This window comes from Rhodoligotrophos sp. CJ14 (genome assembly GCF_038811545.1).
In the GTDB taxonomy this organism is placed as follows: Bacteria; Pseudomonadota; Alphaproteobacteria; order Rhizobiales; family Im1; genus Rhodoligotrophos; species Rhodoligotrophos ferricapiens.
Window position 1 is genome coordinate 452,745 of record NZ_CP133319.1, and the last position, 15,394, is coordinate 468,138.

Annotated in this window: 12 protein-coding genes; 7 read left to right on the forward strand and 5 right to left on the reverse strand. The window is 62.2% G+C overall.

Translation table 11 applies throughout. The features are described 5' to 3' along the window. Positions 1-65: 65 nt before the first annotated feature. Together metZ and RCF49_RS02065 are read right to left on the reverse strand one after the other, a co-directional pair. A complete protein-coding gene (gene metZ, locus RCF49_RS02060; protein ID WP_342642388.1) occupies positions 66-1,262 on the reverse strand; it encodes an O-succinylhomoserine sulfhydrylase in 1,197 nt (398 codons plus the stop codon). A 14-nt stretch (positions 1,263-1,276) separates the two neighbouring features. Further along, entirely contained in the window at positions 1,277-1,678 is a 402-nt protein-coding gene (locus tag RCF49_RS02065) for a rhodanese-like domain-containing protein (RefSeq protein ID WP_342642389.1), read from the reverse strand. A 175-nt stretch (positions 1,679-1,853) separates the two neighbouring features. Here RCF49_RS02065 and RCF49_RS02070 point away from each other — a divergent pair, with 175 nt between their 5' ends. The 3 genes from RCF49_RS02070 to RCF49_RS02080 all read left to right on the forward strand — a co-directional run bounded on the left by RCF49_RS02070 (position 1,854) and on the right by RCF49_RS02080 (position 7,171). Next, positions 1,854-4,313, forward strand: coding sequence for a GcvT family protein (locus RCF49_RS02070; protein WP_342642390.1), 2,460 nt, complete (start codon positions 1,854-1,856; stop codon positions 4,311-4,313). A 52-nt stretch (positions 4,314-4,365) separates the two neighbouring features. After that, complete coding sequence (trmFO, locus tag RCF49_RS02075; RefSeq protein WP_342642391.1) at positions 4,366-5,778, forward strand: methylenetetrahydrofolate--tRNA-(uracil(54)-C(5))-methyltransferase (FADH(2)-oxidizing) TrmFO; 1,413 nt, start codon at positions 4,366-4,368, stop codon at positions 5,776-5,778. Between the two features lie 109 nt (positions 5,779-5,887). Next, positions 5,888-7,171: an O-acetylhomoserine aminocarboxypropyltransferase gene (locus RCF49_RS02080; protein WP_342642392.1), complete on the forward strand. Its 1,284-nt coding sequence runs from the start codon at positions 5,888-5,890 to the stop codon at positions 7,169-7,171. Here RCF49_RS02080 and RCF49_RS02085 read toward each other — a convergent pair. After that, positions 7,150-8,247 carry a COX15/CtaA family protein gene (locus RCF49_RS02085; protein WP_342642393.1) on the reverse strand — a complete coding sequence of 366 codons (1,098 nt, stop codon included), beginning with the start codon at positions 8,245-8,247 and terminating at the stop codon, positions 7,150-7,152. The two genes, RCF49_RS02080 and RCF49_RS02085, sit on opposite strands and share 22 nt — an antisense overlap. Before the next feature lie 205 nt (positions 8,248-8,452). Between RCF49_RS02085 and RCF49_RS02090 the strand changes: the two genes are divergently transcribed. Further along, complete coding sequence (locus tag RCF49_RS02090) at positions 8,453-8,662, forward strand: DUF2842 domain-containing protein (RefSeq protein ID WP_342642394.1); 210 nt, start codon at positions 8,453-8,455, stop codon at positions 8,660-8,662. On the opposite strand, the gene RCF49_RS02095 is transcribed toward RCF49_RS02090, so the two are convergent. Then, positions 8,659-9,744 (reverse strand): polysaccharide deacetylase family protein, encoded by a 1,086-nt coding sequence (locus RCF49_RS02095; RefSeq protein ID WP_342642395.1) that lies wholly within the window; start codon positions 9,742-9,744, stop codon positions 8,659-8,661. The genes RCF49_RS02090 and RCF49_RS02095 overlap by 4 nt on opposite strands. A 60-nt stretch (positions 9,745-9,804) precedes the next feature. Here RCF49_RS02095 and RCF49_RS02100 point away from each other — a divergent pair, with 60 nt between their 5' ends. After that, positions 9,805-11,040 carry a GNAT family N-acetyltransferase gene (locus RCF49_RS02100; RefSeq protein ID WP_342642396.1) on the forward strand — a complete coding sequence of 412 codons (1,236 nt, stop codon included), beginning with the start codon at positions 9,805-9,807 and terminating at the stop codon, positions 11,038-11,040. Positions 11,041-11,064: 24 nt separating this feature from the next. Here the strand turns inward: RCF49_RS02100 and RCF49_RS02105 are convergent, their stop codons facing one another. Beyond that, entirely contained in the window at positions 11,065-13,224 is a 2,160-nt protein-coding gene (locus RCF49_RS02105) for a GumC family protein (protein WP_342642397.1), read from the reverse strand. 290 nt (positions 13,225-13,514) lie between these two features. Between RCF49_RS02105 and RCF49_RS02110 the strand changes: the two genes are divergently transcribed. Then, entirely contained in the window at positions 13,515-14,144 is a 630-nt protein-coding gene (locus tag RCF49_RS02110) for a polysaccharide biosynthesis/export family protein (protein ID WP_342642398.1), read from the forward strand. Between the two features lie 52 nt (positions 14,145-14,196). Further along, complete coding sequence (locus RCF49_RS02115) at positions 14,197-15,378, forward strand: glycosyltransferase family 4 protein (RefSeq protein WP_342642399.1); 1,182 nt, start codon at positions 14,197-14,199, stop codon at positions 15,376-15,378. The last annotated feature ends 16 nt before the right edge of the window (positions 15,379-15,394 follow it).

Below are 15,394 nucleotides of genomic sequence, written 5' to 3' on the forward strand. Positions count from 1 at the left end.
TTTCCTGATCTCCCGCAGCCCTTGCGGGAGGAAGGCTTATGGTTCGGCGCGTTAGCCGGCAATGCCTAATCCGACAAAGCCGCCCTCAGGTCCTGAATAAGGTCCGCCGGCTCCTCGAGTCCCACCGAAAGGCGCAGCATGCCTTCGGTGATCCCCATGTCAGCTCTCGCCTCTTCACCGATATTGCGATGGGTGGTGCTGGCAGGATGGGTGATCAGCGACTTGGCGTCCCCGAGATTATTGGAGACATCGATGAGCTTCAGCCCGCGCAACATATCGAAAGCGCGCTCGCGCCCGCCCTCGACAAAAAAACTGACCAGCGTGCCGCCCGCCTTCATCTGGGCCATGGCCAGCGCGTGCTGCGGGTGTGAGGCAAGGCTTGGATAAAGCACCCGCTCAACCCCGGGTGTTGCTTCCAACGCCCTTGCGATCTGCTCAGCCGCAGCGCATTGCGCAAGCACGCGCAGTTTCAGCGTCTCCAGCCCCTTGAGCAGCACCCAGGCATTGAACGGGCTCAAAGACGGGCCGGTATGGCGCAGGAACGGCTTGAGCTCGTCTTCCTTGAACTTGAGGCTTGAGAGAATGGCACCGCCCAGGCAGCGCCCCTGACCGTCTATATGCTTGGTTGCGGAATAGACGACGATGTCAGCCCCGAGCTCGAGCGGCCGTTGCAGAATGGGCGTTGCAAAGACATTATCGACCACCACCCGGGCCCCATGGGCATGGGCGATCTCCGCCACCGCCTTGAGGTCGATCACCTCGAGGCCCGGATTGGACGGGCTTTCAAGGAACACACATCGCGTATTCGCCTTGAAGGCGCCCCGCCACTGGTCGAGATCAGCGCCATCGACGAGCGTATAGCAAACCCCGAAGCGCGGCAGGATATTGGTGATGATCTGATAGCACGAGCCAAACAGCGCCCGCGAGGCGATCACGTGATCACCCGCCCTGAGCTGACAGGCGAGTGCCCCGAACACCGCCGACATGCCGCTCGCGGTGCCATAGCACGCCTCCGCCCCTTCGATCAGGCGCAGCCGTTCCTCGAACATCGTGACGGTCGGGTTGCCATAACGCGCATAGACATAGCCCTCCAACTCGCCCGCAAACCGGGCCGCCGCCGTCTCCCCGTCGGGATAGACGAAGCCCGAATTCAGATAAAGAGCCTCTGCCGTCTCGCCGTGCCGGCTACGATCGAGGCCGCCCCGCACCAGACGGGTCGCCTCGCCCCACGCGCTGGGATCTGAATCGCGTTTTTGATCCACGTCTCTGAGAACCTTCAGCCTTGCACCCAGGGAAGGCCGGCATGCCTCCAGCCATTGATTTGGCCGCGATGGCCTTCTGCATCGCGATCGCCTTCGAAACCGCCGGCGACATTATAGGCATTCTCGAACCCTGCCGCGGCAAGCGCCGATGCGGCGGCCGCCGAACGCGCCCCCGACCGGCACAGCAGGAACACCTTGTCCGTTTCCGAAACGCCGGCCGCCTTCACCTGGTCGATGAACTGGCCGTTGACCTGCATGCTGGGATAGTGCTGCCAGGAGATGCGCAACAGCCGGTCGACCGCGGGAATGCCCACAAAGGCCCATTCAGGCTCGGTGCGCACGTCGATGAGCACCGCGTCATCGCTTTCCACCAGCGTTTCGAATGCCTCTTCGGGCGTGACGTCACCCTTATACATCTGCAGGCTCCGATCGTTCGATTTTCAGAACAGTCATTCTATATATTAAACGCTCAGCTCTCGCCAACCGCCGCCCTGTCGCATCCGGTATTTTTTATTTCGCGGAAGGCTTTCGCGAGAGCACCGAGGTCGGCTAGTCTCGGCCCGAGCTCGGTTAAGTCTCTGGAAGAAATCAATGTCAAAGCAGCTTCCCGCACGTGCTGATGTGGTTATCGTCGGCGGCGGCATTGTCGGATGTTCGATCGCCTATCACCTGACGCGCCTTGGCATCACCAACGTGGTGCTGCTTGAACGCAAGCAGCTCACCTGCGGCACCACCTGGCATGCGGCGGGCCTTGTGGGACAGCTGCGCGCCACCCGTAACTTGACCGAGCTTGCCAAATACACAACCGAGCTCTTCCGCACCCTCGAAGCCGAGACCGGTACTGCCACCGGCTTTAAGCAGAATGGCTCGATTGGCGTTGCATTGACCGAAGGGCGTCTTGAGGAATTCCTGCGCGGCGCCTCCATGGGCCGCAATTTCGGTCTGGAGGTGCATGTCTTAAGGCCCGGCGAGATCAAGGAGCGCCTGCCCCATCTCAATATCGATGGCGTGGTGGGTGGTGTCTTCCTGCCCAATGACGGCCAGATCAACCCGATCGACGCGACTCAGGCTTTCGCCGCCGGCGCCCGCCAGAAGGGGGCGAAGATCTTCGAGAACACCAGGGTCGATCGCGTCCTGGTCGAGAATGGCCGCGCGGTCGGCGTGGCAACACCCGAGGGCGAGATCCGCGCCGACAAAGTGGTGATTGCCGCCGGCATGTGGTCGAGGGACCTGGCAAAGCCTTTAGGGGTCCATCTGCCCCTGCATGCGGCCGAGCATTTCTATATCGTCACCGAGGCGATTGCCGATTTGCCGCGCGACATGCCCGTCACCCGCATTCCCGATGAATATGCCTATTACAAGGAAGATGCCGGCAAGCTTCTGCTAGGCGCCTTCGAGCCCAATGCCAAGCCCTGGGGCATGGAGGGCATTGCCGAGGATCATGCCTTCGAGACCCTGCCGCCCGATATCGAGCATTTCGAGCCGGTCCTTGAATTTGCCGTATCCCGCATGCCCATGCTGGAGACGGCCGGCATCTCGCTTTTCTTCAATGGCCCGGAGAGCTTCACGCCCGATGACCGCTACCTTCTGGGCGAAGCGCCGAACCTGCGCGATCTCTTCGTGGCGACCGGCTTCAACTCGATCGGCATCCAGTCCTCGGGCGGTGTCGGCAAGGTGTTGAGCGAATGGATCCGCGATGGCTATCCGCCGCTCGACCTCAATGACGTCGACATAAGGCGCATGCACCCCTTCCAGAGCAACGCCAAATATCTCCACGACCGCACCACGGAGACCTTGGGCCTCCTTTATGCCATGCATTGGCCCTATCGGCAGGTGGAAAGCGCCCGCGGCGTGCGCCGCTCGCCCTTCCACGACCGGCTGGTGGCGGCCGGCGCCTGCATGGGCGAGATGGGCGGCTGGGAGCGACCGAACTGGTTCGCCGAGCCGGGCTCTCATCCCAAATATGAATATTCTTATGGCCGCCAGAACTGGTTCGACAATACCGGCGCGGAATGCCGGGCCTTGCGCGACAAGGTTGCCCTGTTCGATCAGTCGAGCTTCGCCAAATTCCTGGTGCAGGGCCGCGATGCCGCAAAGGTGCTGAACCGCATCTCGGCCAATGATGTGGACGTCGCACCCGGCCGGTTGGTCTACACCCAATGGCTCAACGAGCGCGGCGGCATTGAAGCCGACCTCACGGTCACCCGCTTGAGTGACACAGAATTCATGGTGGTGACGGGCGGTGCCAATCAGATCCGTGACTTGACCTGGCTCAAACGCCACATCCCCGATGACGCCCATTGCATGGTGACCGACATCACTGCCGGCCTGCCGATGCTTGGCCTGATGGGCCCGAACAGCCGCGCGCTGTTGCAGGCGCTCTCGGGCGAGGATCTCTCCAATGCGGCCTTCCCGTTCGGCGCCTCCAAGGAGATCGAGATCGGCTATGCCCGCGTCCGCGCCTCCCGCGTGACCTATGTGGGCGAGCTCGGCTGGGAGCTTTATATTCCGGGCGAATTTGCCGCCCATGTCTTCGACACGCTCGTGGAGGCCGGCAAGGATTATGGCCTGACCCATGCCGGCTATCACGCCATGAACTCAGCCCGCATGGAGAAGGGCTATCGCCACTGGGGCCATGACATCGCCGAGGAAGACACGCCCATCGAGGCGGGCCTTGGCTTTGCGGTCGCCTGGGACAAGCCCGGCGGCTTCATCGGTCGCGAGGCACTTCTGAAGCAGCGCGAGGCCGGCACGCCGAAACGGCGCATGGTGGCGATCGCCCTGGAGGATGACAGTGCCAAGGCGCCGCTGATGTATCACGAGGAGCCGATCCTGAGGGATGGGCGCATCATCGGTGCCAGCACCAGCGGCATGTGGGGTCATCGCCTCAGCAAATCGCTGGCGCTCGGCTATGTCGCCGATCCGGAAGGGGTCACTGCCGATTTCCTCAAGAGCGGCAGTTTCGAGGTGGAGATCGCCTGGAAGCGCTATCCCGCCAAGCTGCAGCTGCAGCCTTTCTATGATCCCAAGGGTGAGCGGATAAAAGCCTGAACCTGCAGGTCCCATGGTTGCCTTGGGCGCGCAAGAAAACTACGTTGCGCCCATGAGCAAGCATTCTCCCATTCACGTCATTGGCGGTGGCCTTGCAGGCTCCGAGGCCGCCTGGCAGATCGCCAATGCCGGTGTGCCCGTCGTTCTGCACGAGATGCGGCCGCTGCGGGGCACGGATGCCCATCACACCGATGGGCTGGCAGAACTCGTCTGCTCCAACTCGTTCCGCTCCGATGATGCCTCAACCAATGCGGTCGGCGTGCTCCACGCAGAGATGCGCCAGGCAGGCTCGCTCATCATGCAGGCAGCCGATGCGCATCAGGTGCCGGCAGGCGGTGCACTGGCCGTCGACCGGGTCGGCTTTTCCGACGCGGTCACGGCGTTGCTTGCCAACCACCCTCTGGTCACGATCGAGCGTGGCGAGATTGCCGGCCTGCCACCTGAGGACTGGGACAGCGTGATCATCGCGACCGGTCCCTTGACATCACCCTCCTTGGCCGGGGCGATCCTGGGCCTGACGGGCGAAACGGCCCTCGCCTTTTTCGATGCGATCGCGCCGATCGTCTATAAGGAGACGATCGATCTCAGCAAGGCATGGTTCCAGTCGCGCTATGACAAGCCCGGGCCAGGCGGCACCGGTGCTGACTACATCAATTGCCCGCTCTCCCGCGATCAGTACTACGCCTTTGTTGAGGCCCTGCTGGCAGGCGATAAGACCGAGTTCAAGGACTGGGAGCGCGACACTCCCTATTTCGATGGCTGCCTGCCGATCGAGGTAATGGCCGAGCGTGGGGTTGAGACCCTGCGCCATGGGCCGCTCAAGCCCTTCGGCCTCACCAATGCGCACGCGCCCGATGAAAAGCCTTATGCGGTCGTGCAGCTCCGCCAGGACAACGCGCTTGGCACCCTTTACAATATGGTCGGCTTTCAGACCAAGCTGAAGCATGCCGAGCAGGTGCGGATCTTCCGCTCAATCCCGGGCCTTGAACAGGCGGAATTTGCAAGGCTCGGCGGGCTGCACCGTAACACCTTCCTCAACAGCCCCAAGCTGCTCGATCAAAGCCTGCGGCTCAAGGCGATGCCGCGGCTGCGCTTCGCCGGCCAGATCACCGGTGTCGAGGGCTATGTGGAGAGCGCCGCAACCGGCCTCATTGCCGGGCGCTTTGCCGCGGCCGAACGGCTCGGATCGCCCATCGTGGCACCACCGCCCACATCGGCCCATGGAGCGCTGATCACCCATATCACCGGCGGCCACCTCGCGACCGAAGAGACCGGCGGCCCCCGCTCCTTCCAGCCCATGAATGTCAATTTCGGCCTCTTCCCGGAAATTGCTATTCCCCGGCAGGAGGGCAAGCGCCTGCGTGGCCGCGAAAAGCAGATCGCCAAGAAACAGGCGCTGAGCGCGCGCGCCCTGGCCAATTTCGCCAACTGGCTCGCGGGTGGCTATCGGGCGGCCGCGGAATAGATTGTTCTGAATACAGGACGATTGTTTTTTATATCAGCACGCGCTAAACAGGCAACGATCTTTTCGGCCGATGCTCAGCCGCTGCACGGTCGCTCAACTGGAGGAAATCATGGCTGAAGGAACTGTGGGCTTCGATACCCTGGCCATCCATGCCGGTGCCCAGCCCGATCCGGCGACCGGCGCGCGGATCACGCCCATTTATCAGACCACATCCTATGTCTTCGAGGATGTCGACCACGCCGCAGCCCTGTTCGGCCTCGAGGCCTTCGGCAATATCTACACGCGCATCAACAACCCCACCCAATCGGTGCTGGAGGCCAAGGTCGCAGCCCTTGAGGGGGGCACCGCCGCGCTCGCCGTCGCATCCGGCCATGCCGCGCAAATGCTGGTATTCCATACCCTGCTCGAGCCGGGCGATGAGTTCATCGCAACCCGCCAGCTCTATGGCGGCTCGATCAACCAGTTCAACCACTCCTTCAAGAAGTTCGGCTGGCAGGTCAAATGGGTGGATGCGAACGATATCGCATCGATCGAGCGCGCGGTGAGCCCGAAGACGAAGGCGATCTTTGCGGAATCGATCGCCAATCCGGGCGGTCGGCTGACCGATCTCGAAGCCATCGCCAAGATCGCCAAGCGTGCCGGCGTCCCCTTCATCGTCGACAACACGCTCGCAACCCCCTACCTGATCAAGCCCATCCAGTTCGGCGCCGACATCGTGGTGCACTCGCTCACCAAGTTCCTGGGCGGCCATGGCAATTCGATCGGCGGCATTCTGGTTGATGCCGGCACCTTCGATTGGTCGAAGGACAACAAATATCCGAGCCTCTCCGAGCCCTCGCCGAGCTATAACGGCCTCAAGATCCACGAGACCTTCGGCAATATCGCCTTTGCGATCGCCGCGCGCGTGCTCGGCCTGCGTGACCTCGGGCCCGCAATCTCGCCCTTCAACGCCTTTCTGATCTTGACCGGCATCGAGACCCTTGGCCTGCGCATGCAGCGCCATTGCGACAATACGCTGGCGGTCGCCAAATTCCTGAAGAACCATCCCGCGGTGAGCTGGGTGTCCTATGCCGGCCTGCCCGAGGCGCCTGACCATGCGCTTCAGCAGAAATATTCACCCAAAGGTGCGGGTGCTGTGCTGACTTTCGGCGTCAAGGGCGGCTATGAGGCGGGCATCAAGCTGGTGAGCAAGGTTGAGCTCTTCAGCCATCTCGCCAATATCGGTGATACCCGCTCGCTGATCATCCATCCCGCCTCCACCACCCATCGCCAGCTCACCGATGAGCAGAAGACCGCAGCCGGAGCCGGTCCTGATGTGGTGCGCCTCTCCGTAGGCATCGAGGATGTGAACGACCTGATCGCCGATCTCGATCAGGCGCTGAAGGCCGGCTGAACCCGGCCCTGCTGCACGGGCGCATAAAGCGTCCGGTGCAGATGCCAGATTGCGGCGCCGAACAGCACGACGGCGCCGGCCTGATGCACCAATCCGAGCCAGAGCGGCACCTGATGCAGCAGCGTCATGATGCCGCCGAAGGCCTGCAGAACGATCAGGCCCACCAATGTGGCAGCCGATCCTGCCGCGCGTGGATTATCCGGGCTGCGCCAAACGGCGATCGCATGGATGATGGCCACCAGCGTGATCACATAGGCCAACATGCGGTGATTGAATTGCACCGTCATGGCATTCTCGAAGGCATTGAGCCACCAGGGGCTCATATGAAGAAGCCCCTCCGGAATGAAGGCGCCCTCCATCAGCGGCCAGGTATTATAGCCCATGCCGGCGTCCAGCCCGGCGACGAGCCCGCCCAGCAGCACCTGCAGGAAGATCAGCGCGACGAGCCATTTGGCGCCGTGCTGTCCCCGTTGCTTGGCCAGCCGCCCGCGCGCCGTATCTCCAAGCCTTAAGGCCGTCCACCAGATCACTCCGAAAATGAGAACCGCAAGGCCGAGATGGGCGGCAAGCCGATATTGACTGACGCTGGTGCGCTCGGAAAGGCCGCTCGCCACCATGTACCAGCCGAGCGCCCCCTGCAGCCCACCGAGAACGAAGATCGCCGCAAGCCGCGGCACCATCGCCCGCTCGATCCGCCCCGTAAGCCAGAAGAACAGGAACGGTACCAGGAACACGACCCCGATGATCCGGCCGAAGAAGCGATGCGCCCATTCCCACCAATAGATGAACTGAAATTCTTCGAGGCTCATGCCCTTGTTGATGAGCTGATATTGCGGGATCTGCTGATATTTCGCGAAAGCCTCGAGCCAATCCGCATGGCTGAGCGGCGGAATGGCACCCAGCAGCGGCTGCCACTCGGTGATCGACAGGCCCGAGTCGGTGAGCCGCGTCGCTCCCCCGACAGTGACGATCGCCAGCACCAGAAGCGCGACGGTGATGAGCCAGACGCGGACAAAGGGGCGCGCCTGCAGCTGTTTTGCTGAAGCGGGAGGTGAGTCTATACTTGACGAAATCATGGCGGTCTCGGACATAGGCTTCGAGTAAATGGCCCTTTGGCGTGAGACAAGTCTCAGCCGTGGCGCGCGGCAGAGGGTCGCGTCCCGGGGTCAAGGGGCTCGACAGCACGAGCCGCTTCAGGCACCTGTCGCAGGCTCAAGGCTCGATCCGGTGACGCCGCGCCCTGCGAGCCGTGCCAGGAGAAGACGATCAGACATGTTCAGCATGCCACAACGCCTACGCAAGCTTATCGGCACCGTGATCCTGGTGATCTTCCTCACCATCTACTGTCTTGCGGCGATGGTCTATGGCGCAACCCATATGCCCGATGCATCCGTGCTGGCCAAAACGATTTTCTACGTCATCGGCGGTTTTCTCTGGGTCGTTCCGGCCATGGGCATCGTGTGGTGGATGCAGAAGCCGGACAAGTCCTAACCCCGCCTGAGAAGCTTGCGGGCAAGATCGCGCGCGGCAAACGGAACCCCGCTCAGCAAGAGGTCGACATAATCGAGCCTTTGATAATCCCCGTTCAGCGATACCCGTGGCAGGCCTGTCAGGCACGCCCCATGGCGCTCTTGGATCACGCCCTTGGCGGTGGTCACGGCCCCAGCAAAGCCTGCTTGTGCCGCAAGCGCAAAGTCGCGCGGGCCCGCTGAGCCCTCGTCCCCATAGGGATAGGCGAAGAACTGTGGGCGCCGGCCCGTTTCCTCTTCCAGACGCTGAGCTGATCCCGTCATTTCCCTCAGCACCTCGTCAGGCTCGAGCTTCGCCACCGCATAATGATGGATCGTATGCGCGCCGATGGTGCAGAGCTCATCCTGGGCAAGCGCGCGCACGTCGTCCCAATCCATGGCAACTGCACGACAATAGCCATCCACATCGAAACGGTATTGCTCGGCGAAACGGCGGATCCAGCGGCGCTGCTCATGCTCTTCCATGTGGCGGATCGGCCAGTAGAGCGCCTTGAACGCGGCTGCCTTGTCCAGATCGCTGACAGTCCCAAGTTGGACCTTCCCTTGCGGCAGTTCCGCCTCGATCCTGCTTTCCCTACGGAGGATCTCTTCCAGGATCCGCCACCACAGCTCGCAAGTGCCGTCGGTGATCCGGGGTGCGAAGAATATCGTGTAGGGTGTGTTGCTTTCCCGAAAAATCGGCACCGCATATTCGAGATTGTCGCGGTAGCCATCATCGATGGTGAACACGGCGAATGGCTTGTCGGACCGCTTGCGGCCAATGCGCTCGACAGCCTCACCAAGGGCGATCACGTCATACCCTTGGGACCGAACATGGCCGATCACGGCGCCCAAGAACTCAGGCGTCACCTCGAGCCCACGATTGGGGGCAAATCCCTTCTGCAGCCCACCGCCGGGAAAAATGTGATGGAGCATGAAGATGGCACCGAGCCCCCGACAGGTGGGCGCGAGCAGTCTCGGCACGCCGCTGAGGCGCATCGCGTTGAGAGCGAGTTGAATGAGGCGCGGGTCTTGCATCGGAACCGATATGGAAACGCCGACCATGTGCCAGATCGGCACGGACCAAGGAAATTCGGTGCAAGCGATACCACAGGGAGGTTGACCGTGTCCGCAGGCAAGTCTCTCGCATTTGACGCAAAACATCGTCATGCGCGAGCCGACCTGTCGGCCAGCACCCTTGCACCACTGGTCCGCGCCACCTCAGACACCACCTCCCTCCGCGTCACCTGTCATGGCGACATCGAAGCCCTGCGTGAGATCTGGCAAGACTTTCAAGGTCGTGCCTTAGGCACGCTCTATGAGACTTGGGAATGGTGCCGCGCGTGGCAGGAATGTATCGGGGCACCCTCCGGCGTCGTCCCCCGAATTGTCATCGGCCGCGATAGCCAGGGCGGCATTGCTTTCCTGCTCCCGCTGTCGGTCAGGCGGCGCATGGGAATGAACATTCTCACCTGGATGACGGCACCCACGCTCAATTACGGGCTTGGCCTTTATGATCCGGCCTTTCTCGATCGGCACGACAATGATCTCAGCCATCTCTGGCCCGAGATCCTGAACGCCGCGGGGCCCGTCGATGCAGTGCATCTTGCGGCAATGCCCGCCTATTGGGATGGGAGAGAACATCCGCTCCACGGGCTGTTCTCCGCGCAGGACGCAAACTGCGCTTATGTGACGAACCTCACGACAGACTTCGATGGCCTCTATGCCGCAAAGCGGTCGAGCGCGTCCCGGCGCAGCGCCAAGAAGCGGGATGCACGTCTTGAGCGTGAGGGCTGTGTCACTTTCGGTCTTCCCGAAACCCTTGCGGAGACGCGTCAGATCATCGATGCCCTTTTCGAGCAACGCGCCGGCCGCATGGGAGAAATGGGCATCTCCCGCGGTGTCGATGCCCGCGAGCAGCAATTCGTCTATCGATTTGCCGAATGCAGCAAGGGCGGACCGGTCAGGCTTGCGCCTTTCACACTCAAGCTCGATAGCACACCGCTTGGCATCGCCCTGGGGGGCATCCATGGTGGCATCTATTACGCGCTGATCCTGTCGATGACTGAGGGTCCCATGCGCAAGCACTCGCCGGGTGACGCAGTCCTCAGGCGCAGCATAGAAGCCTGCAGCAAGGCGGGTTTGAGGACTTTCGACTTCGGTGCGGGCCACTCCGACTATAAGGACGCCTGGGCGGATGAGGCGATCCCCCTTCATGCGATCGTCGCGCCGCGCAGCTTGCGCGGGCTTGCTTACGCGCTTCGCGCCAAGCTCGCGATCAGTCTGAAGCGGCAGATCAAGACATCGCCGCGCCTATGGTCCCTGGTGAGGCAATTGCGCCGCTGCCTGGCCCAGTCGTGAACTGGCTGTTTCGTCCCCGACGCGTCAGGCCGCGGCGCTGTTCTTGGTCTCGGCGGGCTCCGCCGAGATAGCGACAAGTGCAAGGTGCCGAACGCCGAGCGGGACGAGCTCTGCCGCAACCGCCTCCGACTGCGCCTTGCCTTCCGCGACAGAAACGATCGCAGCAGCGCCGGCCGTGATGCTGGGCAGCCTTGAGGAACTCATGATCACCCCAGGCGCGAGCAGCACGAGATCATAGGCTTGAGCGAGCGCATTGAGCACGAAGCCCATGCGCCCTGCTTCCGAGAGCGAGGCAAGCGCGCTGCGGTCGAGCCCGCCGCGCAGCACATGCAGATCCGATTTGAGATCGCTCTTGATCGTATCGCTGAAGGTTGCCTTGCCCGCGAGGAGCTCCGAAAGACCGGTCCCCGCGCCAATCCCGCAGATGCTCGCCACAGCGCCATTGCTCGGGTCGAGATCGACCAGAATGACCCGCTCGCGCCGTTGCGCCAATGTCCGGCCGATGGCCACGATGGCTTCACGGGCCACGGGTGTTGCAGCATCAGACCCAAGCAGCAGCCGCTTGACGCCCGCGCTGCGCCATTCACCGATGAGCGGGGCAATAGCCGTTGCTGCGGCCTCTGCAGTGTTCCCGCCGGGCACGATGCGCGGCTCCAGCACCGGCCAGACCGGTCCAGGCAAAGCCGGTAACCGCGCAGGGCCAGCGGGGACATGATCGGCCGTATCATCGGTCAGGCGCTGCCTCTGCCGGTCCGGGCCGGGCAGCCCGTTATTGGCACGCTGGATGTCGAGCGAGAAAATCTCGGCGACGAACGCGACCACCAGGGCAAGGATGATGCCGCCAAAGCCTGCGAGCGCCATCAGGGGCACGGGCTTTGGCGAGCTCGGCTCGATCGGAACCACTGCAGGTGAGATCACCCGCGCCATGGCAGGCTGGGCCTGCATGTTTTCCCGTGCGCTTGCATCGCTGTACCGGCTGAGGAAGGTCTCGAGCAGCGTGCGATTGGCCGCAGCCTCACGCTCCAGCGCCCTGAGCTTGACCTCGTCCACATTGGCGCTGGCCGCCTGCGCCTTCATCTCCTTGAGCCTGCGCGTAAGCGCCGCCTCGCGCTCTTCGGCAACCTGTGCCTGCTGCTCCTGGCTTTCCGCGATCTTGAGCGCCTCCTGCCGGATTTGCCGCTGCAGGCCCGAAAGCTCGCTATTGATGGCAACGATGCGTGGATGGGACGGCAGGAACGTGACCAGCAGATCATCGCGCGTGCCCCGCAACGTGACCTCACGCTCGATCAGCCGCTGCATCAGTGAAGAATTCAGAACCTCGGTCGAGCTGGCGATCTGGCCGCGATTCTTCAGCATTGAGCGAATCGCATCGGCGCGCGCCCGCGCCTCGGCCTTCAGCCCCGCCGCCTGAATGATCTGATTGTTGAGCTCGGTCAGGCTCTCGTTGCTGAGCATGCCCTGGCTACCCTGCAACAGCCCCGCCTTGGTGCGATATTCCTCAACCGCTCGCTCCGAGGCGACCACCTTGTCCCGCAATTGCTCGATCTGGCTCGACAGCCATTCGGAGGCTTTCTCGGTGGAGGCCGACTGATCCTCCTGCGTCGAGCTCACATATTGATCGGCAACCTCATTGGCAACTTGCGCGGCCAGCTGTGGATCTGTGGATGTGAAGGTGACCGAGATCACCTTGGTCTCGACCACGGGATAGATCTGGATGTCCTGGAAATAGGTCTCGATCGCATAGCGCAGCGGATCGAGCTTACGCGGGTCGGCCGCAAGCCCCTTCTCGATCAGCCAGCGTTTGACTGCATTGGGCTCCTCCTGCGAAGCCTGGAACTCGGGCTTTGCCGTCAGGTCGAGTGCCTTGACCACCCGTTCGGCGAGCTCGATCGAGCGCATGACCTGGACTTGGCTCGCAATGTCGCGCTCGTCCAACTGGCGCGGCTGCGCTTCGACACTGCTCCTCGTGAAGGCGGATTCGTCATTCGCGACGAGCACCGCCGCCGAGGCCGTGAATTTGGGAGTGGTGGTCGCGATATAGGCGGCCGCTGCCCCGACCACCAGCGCAAAAACGGTGAGCATGAGCAGCTTTCGCCGCCACATGCCTTGCAGGAGGCCGAACAGATCGACGGCAGCAACCAGCGGGCGAGCGGAGTCGGGCCCCTCCAATGCATTCCGGGTCATGTCACGACTCCCTACTCAGACTTCCGCCTTGGCCCGGCCTTGTGTTGTCTTGACACGATTTTTCCACCATTGCCGTAACGGAACCGTTAAACATCGCGTGAGCGAGATCTGCACTTAGGAAAGGAAAGTTTTCGCCTCACCTGCAGCCCAATGACGGGATGCAGTGCGCGGGCTCAGCAAAGCCTGCACTTCCCCGACGGCGATCCTCGTAAAGCAATTTTTAATCATGCCGCTTTACCAATTGTTCAGCATGGCAATCGCCTGAATCGGAAGTCAGAGGTCTCACTCCAGTGCTGGTCAGTCGTATCATCGTGGCCCCCTTACTTGCCGTCCTGGTTTTCGGCTGCGCACCAACTTGGGACAGTTATCTCCCTGCAGAATCCGGGCCAGTTGTGGAGCCGACTGCTGGGCTGTCGCCTCCTTTCGGCACGACGGCGGTGCCGGACGGCTTTGAGAACCCCCGCGGCTATCGCGTAGGCACGGGCGATACGTTGAATGTCCGCGTCTACGGCCAAGAGGATTTGTCCGGCGACTTTAGTGTCGATGCATCCGGCAATATTTCGATGCCCTTGGCTGGCACAATCCGCGTTGCCAAGCTGACGACACCGGAGATTGCCCGCGCGATCGAGCATCGCCTCGCGCAGAAATATCTCCGCGACCCCAATGTATCGGTCCAGGTGGCGACCTTAAGGCCATTTTACATCCTTGGCGAGGTACAGAATCCCGGTTCCTTTGCCTACACGCCGGGCCTGACCGTCCAGGAAGCAATCGCGTTAGGGGGCGGCTATACGCCGCGCGCGGACCAAGGATTAGTTTTGGTCACCAGACGTTCATCCTCTGGAGCGCAATCTGAACAAGTGCCGGTACTTACCCCCCTATATCCCGGCGATGTCGTTTATGTGAAAGAGCGCTGGTTCTGATCTTGCATGGGCCTTGGGCACATGCTTGAGGTCCAGTGCAGAGTGAACCGAAATGTTGCAGGGTATCCGCGTATTACATGTTTTGCGTGCACCCATCGGCGGTTTGTTTCGCCACGTCTGCGATCTTGCGGCGGAACAAAGCGCCCGAGGCCTTCAGGTGGGCATTATCTGCGATGCCTCCGATAACTCTGCAGCAGTAGAACGAAAGCTCGAAGCGCTGAAACCGCAGCTCGGCCTTGGCATTCACCGGGTGCCCATGGCGCGCTTGCCTTCATGGACCGATACGGCCGCAGTCCATGCCGTCCGCCGTATCGCCGCTGAGGCCAATGCCACCATTCTGCACGGCCATGGTGCCAAGGGCGGTGCCTATGCGAGGCTCGCGGCCAAGGGTCTCTTTTCACGTGGCCATGATGCGCACACGGTCTATTCTCCTCATGGCGGCAGCCTCCACTACAGCAAACTGTCCATTCCTGGAGCGCTGTTTCTCACGATGGAACAGATGCTCCTTTCACGGACGGATCAATTTGTCTTTGTTTGCGACTTCGAGCGCGACGCCTTCTGCAAGAAGGTGGGCCAGCCCTCCGGCGAAATCACGATCGCCTATAATGGTGTCCATAAGGACGAGATCGCGCCCGTGGCCACAGCGCCGGATGCAGCCGACCTCCTCTTCATCGGTGAATTGCGCCACCTGAAGGGCGTTGATCTCCTGCTGAACGCCATGGCAGCGCTCAAGTCCCACCGGCCTGACCTGACCGCCTGCATCGTGGGGGATGGCCCCGATGCCAAAGCCTTCAAGACGCTCGCCAATGACCTTGGCCTGGCCCATCGCGTACGCTTCCCGGGCGCCATGCCGGCGCGCGAAGCCTTCAGCCTCGGGCGGCTGCTCGTGGTGCCATCCCGCGCCGAATCCCTTCCGTATATCGTCCTGGAAGCCCTGGCCGCGAGCTTGCCGCTGATCGCAGCCCGTGTCGGTGGCATTCCGGAAATCCTGGAAGGCCATGAGGATCTGATGGTGCCGCCTGATGCGGTGGACCCGCTGGCTGCAGCCATTGACGATGCTCTGGCCGAATTTCCGCGCCGCCAGGACATCGCCCGCAGCCTCACGGAGCGGGTCGCATCCCAGTTCTCCGTGGCCACGATGGTTGATCGGATCACGCGATCCTATTCCGCCGCTGCCGCAAAGCTAGGCGCGGCCGAAACCGCGCTATGCGGCCATCCCTCGGCCGCTGAATAACAAAGACGACGGGGGC

What these genes read in the sequence shown, in the direction of transcription:
- RCF49_RS02065 (WP_342642389.1), bottom strand. Translation starts at nt 1,678, where the DNA reads ATGTATAAGGGTGACGTCACGCCCGAAGAGGCATTCGAAACGCTGGTG.
- RCF49_RS02070 (WP_342642390.1), top strand. Translation starts at nt 1,854, where the DNA reads ATGTCAAAGCAGCTTCCCGCACGTGCTGATGTGGTTATCGTCGGCGGC.
- trmFO (WP_342642391.1), top strand. Translation starts at nt 4,366, where the DNA reads ATGAGCAAGCATTCTCCCATTCACGTCATTGGCGGTGGCCTTGCAGGC.
- RCF49_RS02080 (WP_342642392.1), top strand. Translation starts at nt 5,888, where the DNA reads ATGGCTGAAGGAACTGTGGGCTTCGATACCCTGGCCATCCATGCCGGT.
- RCF49_RS02085 (WP_342642393.1), bottom strand. Translation starts at nt 8,247, where the DNA reads ATGATTTCGTCAAGTATAGACTCACCTCCCGCTTCAGCAAAACAGCTG.
- RCF49_RS02090 (WP_342642394.1), top strand. Translation starts at nt 8,453, where the DNA reads ATGCCACAACGCCTACGCAAGCTTATCGGCACCGTGATCCTGGTGATC.
- RCF49_RS02095 (WP_342642395.1), bottom strand. Translation starts at nt 9,744, where the DNA reads ATGGTCGGCGTTTCCATATCGGTTCCGATGCAAGACCCGCGCCTCATT.
- RCF49_RS02105 (WP_342642397.1), bottom strand. Translation starts at nt 13,224, where the DNA reads ATGACCCGGAATGCATTGGAGGGGCCCGACTCCGCTCGCCCGCTGGTT.
- RCF49_RS02115 (WP_342642399.1), top strand. Translation starts at nt 14,197, where the DNA reads ATGTTGCAGGGTATCCGCGTATTACATGTTTTGCGTGCACCCATCGGC.